Raw genomic sequence first — 1,520 nt, 5'->3', positions numbered from 1 at the left:
GTAACTATTCAGGTTGTAATTTAGCAATAGTTTTAAAAGCATTTAAAACATTTTGTCCATTTTTAATACATGTATCTGTTACCGAACGAATGATGGCATAGCATTTTGCTCCGTTTTGGGTTTTGAACTGTCCGGATACTTTTTGTTTCACTTTCACATTTCTGATTGCTCTTTCGGAAGCATTGTTATCTGGGGGGACCTGGTCATAGAATAAAAAGGTAAAAACATATTCTTTGTATTTCTGCATCCTTTTATGGAATGCACAAAGATCTTTTCTGTTTTCTGGAACAGAATTTAGTAGTAAAACAGATAGTCGTTCCATAATTTCATCTCTTTTGGGTATTGGCTGGAGATATTGTGGTGGGCTTAAATCCCGTTTAAGTTCCATTGCTTGGCACAATAATTCCTTAAAATCTATAGCCCATTTGGACCCGTACCGTTCTTCGAAAAAAACAAGTTCCCGGAGTAGATGGGGAATGCATATCTGATGAGTCTTGCATTTTACCTGAAAATAACTTCTCCAGCAATCATGGACAAGTATGGCGTTCATAAATCCCTTCGGGAAATTCTCCTCTATGGTAGCGGTCCCCCTATTGTTGGAAAATGTAATATAAGTGGCAGCCTGGCTTTGAAAAGTCCAGAACCATCCCTTTTTTCCGTTCACCTTGGCACCTGTCTCATCGCCCCCGACCAATTTTCCATTTTCTACTTTTTGAGCGATCAACCCATAAGCAGGTCGGGCTTTTTCGGCAAAGCCTTTCAGTAAGGTACAGAGCGTGCCTTGTGAAATTTTTAAATTGCAAACATCAAAAAAAAACTCGCTCATCCGCTCAAAAGGCAGGTACTGACGGGTGTGCATATAAGCAATTGTTGCCTGTATCTCAGTTCCGTAACTAATGGGTGAGTTAACTCCGCTGGGGAATGTAGCTTTGGTATGATGGCCACAAGCACAGGTTTTTTGAAATATACGATGCTCTGTAAACTCGGTGATGATTGGTGGTATATCTACAACTTGCCTGCGCTGGATGAATGTTGCAGGTTTCTCGGACAGATCATCGCCACAATGGTTGCAAAATTTCGGTTGATGTTCTATAATGGCATCTGGGCTTCCGGTCATTTCCAATGTACTGCCTTCATGTCCGGGCTGCCCGCCTACTTTTTTACCTTTACTGGCACGAAGGCTTTTGGTTTTTAAAGGCCTGTTTTCGTCTTTTGATGGTGGAACCGAACTATTTCGACTGTCTTTGCGATGCGTCAAATCATCGATATGATCCAGTAATTTTTCAATTAATGCTTCCAATCGGACAACCTTAGCCTCTAGTTCTACAATACGTTCTTTGTAAGAGTTCAATGTATTTTTATGTGATACAAAGGAAACAAACCTTAATGAAAGGCAACCAGAAACAGGTAGTTAGTTCTTAGCTAGTAGTCAACACGCGTGCATAATTAAGCTGTTTTTCTAAAACCAACAACCGAAATTGTTGATAACTATGCTTTTTTAGTACAAGCTGAATAGTTAC

General features: G+C 39.9%; 1 protein-coding gene. It reads right to left on the bottom strand.

Features of this window, described 5'->3' with window-relative positions:
• Positions 1–4 precede the first annotated feature (4 nt).
• On the bottom strand, positions 5–1,351 hold the full coding sequence (gene tnpC, locus ABIB40_RS20615) for an IS66 family transposase (RefSeq protein WP_354361832.1): 1,347 nt from the start codon (positions 1,349–1,351) through the stop codon (positions 5–7).
• Positions 1,352–1,520: the final 169 nt, after the last annotated feature.

The organism is Pedobacter sp. UYP30, assembly GCF_040547165.1.
Lineage (GTDB): Bacteria > Bacteroidota > Bacteroidia > Sphingobacteriales > Sphingobacteriaceae > Pedobacter.
The sequence above is the reverse complement of the archived record's forward strand: the minus strand, read 5'-3'. Positions and strand labels throughout refer to the sequence as shown.